The organism is Deinococcota bacterium (assembly GCA_030858465.1).
Lineage (GTDB): Bacteria > Deinococcota > Deinococci > Deinococcales > Trueperaceae > JALZLY01.
Genome location: JALZLY010000352.1, coordinates 1 through 2,931, shown reverse-complemented (window position 1 = coordinate 2,931; position 2,931 = coordinate 1). Strand labels below are relative to the sequence as shown.

General features: G+C 61.2%; 5 protein-coding genes. 3 read left to right on the top strand and 2 right to left on the bottom strand.

Going from position 1 to position 2,931, the window contains the following annotated elements:
• Positions 1-187: 187 nt before the first annotated feature.
• Positions 188-532 carry a type II toxin-antitoxin system PemK/MazF family toxin gene (locus M3498_17275; protein ID MDQ3461019.1) on the bottom strand — a complete coding sequence of 115 codons (345 nt, stop codon included), beginning with the start codon at positions 530-532 and terminating at the stop codon, positions 188-190.
• Positions 529-780, bottom strand: a complete 252-nt coding sequence (locus M3498_17270) for a ribbon-helix-helix domain-containing protein (protein MDQ3461018.1) — start codon at positions 778-780, stop codon at positions 529-531. The genes M3498_17275 and M3498_17270 overlap by 4 nt, the downstream gene beginning before the upstream one ends.
• Before the next feature lie 93 nt (positions 781-873).
• Between M3498_17270 and M3498_17265 the strand changes: the two genes are divergently transcribed.
• The 3 genes from M3498_17265 to M3498_17255 all read left to right on the top strand — a co-directional run bounded on the left by M3498_17265 (position 874) and on the right by M3498_17255 (position 2,841).
• Positions 874-1,308, top strand: a complete 435-nt coding sequence (locus M3498_17265) for a hypothetical protein (GenBank protein MDQ3461017.1) — start codon at positions 874-876, stop codon at positions 1,306-1,308.
• A 683-nt stretch (positions 1,309-1,991) separates the two neighbouring features.
• Positions 1,992-2,381 (top strand): hypothetical protein, encoded by a 390-nt coding sequence (locus M3498_17260; protein MDQ3461016.1) that lies wholly within the window; start codon positions 1,992-1,994, stop codon positions 2,379-2,381.
• A gap of 133 nt (positions 2,382-2,514) precedes the next feature.
• Entirely contained in the window at positions 2,515-2,841 is a 327-nt protein-coding gene (locus M3498_17255) for a hypothetical protein (GenBank protein MDQ3461015.1), read from the top strand.
• The last annotated feature ends 90 nt before the right edge of the window (positions 2,842-2,931 follow it).

Genomic DNA, 2,931 nt, shown 5'->3' with positions numbered 1-2,931 from the left:
CTCAGGCTGATGGAGGAACAAGACCGCTTCAAGGAGCTGAAATTACAGCTCTTGCGCGAGGAAATTCAAAAAGGGCTCGATGATCTGGATAACGGCCGGTACAGCGAATACACCAGTGAAACGCTGTCAGAACTGTTTGAGGACATTAAGAGGACATTAAGAAGCGTGGCCGGGTGAGGCTTTACATCTACAAGTCCAGCACCGCCCTAAGCGCTTCCTTAACGGGCCCCAACTCGGCCTCGCTTAGCTCTCCAAGGCGCGGTTTGATGAAGCGGGTTTCGGCGACGACGCGAATTTGCGTGATCTTTGCCCAGCTCTCTCGTGGGTTGCCGCCGGCGCCGGCGGGCAGATGGACCGTGAGCGGGAATCCTGCCCTGGGTGCTTGGGTGGTTAGCGGCACTACGATAGCTGTTCCGGCGTTGCGCAACGTCGCCCGGTGGACGACCAGGCAGGGTCGTGCCTCGCCATACTGCTCGCGCCCCTCGGCGGGGCTGAGCCGGACGCGATAGATTTCGCCTCTGTGAAGGATCAATCTTCCACCAGGACGGCGTAGTCGGCCATGCCCTCTTCGGCCTCGGCCATCTCTGCCTCGCGATCGAGTTTGGCGGCTTCGGCCTCGATGTGAGCGTCCAGGTGAGCTCGTAAGAGCTTTCTGAGCGCGTCCTCGAAGGCGGCTGAACGGCTCGGGTAGCTGCCATCTTCGACGAGATGATCCACCTCTGTGATGATGGGCTCCGGGATCGTGATGCTCACCTTGGTGCGGTTCCGAGAAGCTTCCATACCAAATATCTTACTATATATCCGAAATCTGACGTCCATCGCATGACTAAGGCGAGGCGCTATTGGTGAGCAGCGAGTACAATAGGCTTCACCATGACGGCTCCGCACGTGCAGCTTTTGGGGGCGGCCGGCGCCAAGCTCGGCGCGGCCACCATCCCTTTTACTCCCGACAAACGCTACGGGCTGCTGGCCTACCTGGCCTTCAAAGGGGACTGGGTGAGCCGCGACAAGCTGGCGTATCTGTTCTGGCCGGAGGTTCCCGATGGGACCGCGCGCCATAGCCTTCGACAGCTCCTCAAGCGGGTGCGCAAGTTCGACTGGCTGATGGGTCTGGAGACCGACTTGCACCGGGTGCGTTGGGTGGTAGCGACGGACATAGCTGAGTTCAAGCAAGCGCTCCAAAAAGAGTGCTGGGATGAGGCGCTTACCGTCTATGGCGGCCCCTTGCTCAAAGGGATGAGCGGCCATGAATCTACGGAATTCGAAGCTTGGCTCGAGCTTGAACGCGAGCACCTGCATAGCGCATAGCCGCTGGCGTGAGACGCTGTTGCGCTATGTCGGCGAGCTGGAGGGGCAGGGCAGGCACCTCGAGGCTGCCGAACGCTTGGCGAGACTACTCGAGCAAGACGACCTGGACGAGGACGCGCTCAGGGCCTACATGAGCGCTCTCTTTCGCGCGGGCCGGCAAGCGCGCGCCCTCCGTGCCTATGAGGACTTTGCTAAGCATCTCAGTGAGGAGTTGGGGCTGGAGCCGACCACGGCCACCGAGCAACTGGCCCAGGCAGTCCGCGAAGCGGATACTGCATGCCTCAAGCAGCTTGCGCCGAGTCCCACGCCCCCGCATCCACCCGCTCGCACGCCTGGTGTTGCCGTGACCCCGGCACGACCTGCCCTGCCTACGCCCGCCACCCTGTTTGTAGGGCGCGACCTGGAGCTGGCGGAAATCGCCCATCTGCTCTCCCAACCGGACTGCCGCATCCTCACGCTCATTGGCTTGGGGGGAGTAGGCAAGTCGCGCATCGCTTTGCAAGCTGCCGCTGAACTGACGCAACGGTATGAAGACGGCGTCTACTTTGTGCCCTTGGATTCGCTAACCTCGGCCCAATCCATCCCGACCGAGATTGCGACCGCCCTCAGCCTCACCTTGCAGGGCAAAGAGGAGCCCTTTACCCAAGTGGCCCGTCACCTTGGGGAACAGCACATCACTTTTGGTGCTCGACAACTTCGAGCACCTCATGGAGGGGGCTGCCTTGGCCTCTCACCTCCTGGCCGCCTGCCCAAACCTCGACCTGCTCGTCACTTCCCGAGAACGGCTTAACCTCGAGGAAGAGTGGCTTTTCCCTATCGGGGGCCTGGCCTTTCCCGACCATAAAACCCCCATAGCGGACGCCCTCGCCTTTGACGCCGTGAAGCTCTTCGCGCAAAGGGCTAAGCGAGTCGCCCCCACCTTTACCCTCACCGAAAAAGACCTTCCTCACGTCCTCGGCATCTGCCGGCTGGTGGGCGGCTTTCCCTTGGGCATCGAACTCGCCGCGGTATGGGTGAGGATGATGCCCCTTGCAGAGATTGCGTTGCAGAGATTGCGGCAGAACTCGAGGTGAACCTGGACTTCCTCGCCTCTACGAGCCGCAACGCCAGCGAGAGGCAGCAGAGCATCCGCACCGTGTTCGAGGGGTCCTGGCGGCTCCTTGCGCCCAAAGAGCAAGAAGCTCTGAGAAAGCTCTCCGTCTGCGCTTGCTACAACGCCCGGTCGGTGACTTAGGCTGGAGCAAGCAAGACGCCTTCGCGGTCATTGAAGAAGAGCTGGACAACATCCTTGCCGCCTGGCGCTGGGCCACCGCCGGGGAATGGGTGAAAGAATTGCAGGGATCGGCGTTGCGACTGCGGGCGTTTTACAGCCATCAGGCACGGTTTCACGATGCAAAAGCGGTCTTTGCGCAGGCCATAGCCGGTCTGAGGGAAACAGAACCGGCACACCATGCCGCTTTGGGGCACGTTTTGGTTGAAGCGGCTTGGATTCATCATCACTTAGAGCAGTCCGAAGAGGCCAAGGTCGTGTAAGAGCGCAGCACGGCGCAACGTAGTCATGTCTGGTGCGCTGAGGCCACAGGTGCAAGCAGCAGCCTCCGCGAACACGGCGACCCCCGACGC

Coding starts and splice junctions, on each gene's coding strand:
- M3498_17270 (MDQ3461018.1), bottom strand. CDS start 780: ATGGAAGCTTCTCGGAACCGCACCAAGGTGAGCATCACGATCCCGGAG.
- M3498_17265 (MDQ3461017.1), top strand. CDS start 874: ATGACGGCTCCGCACGTGCAGCTTTTGGGGGCGGCCGGCGCCAAGCTC.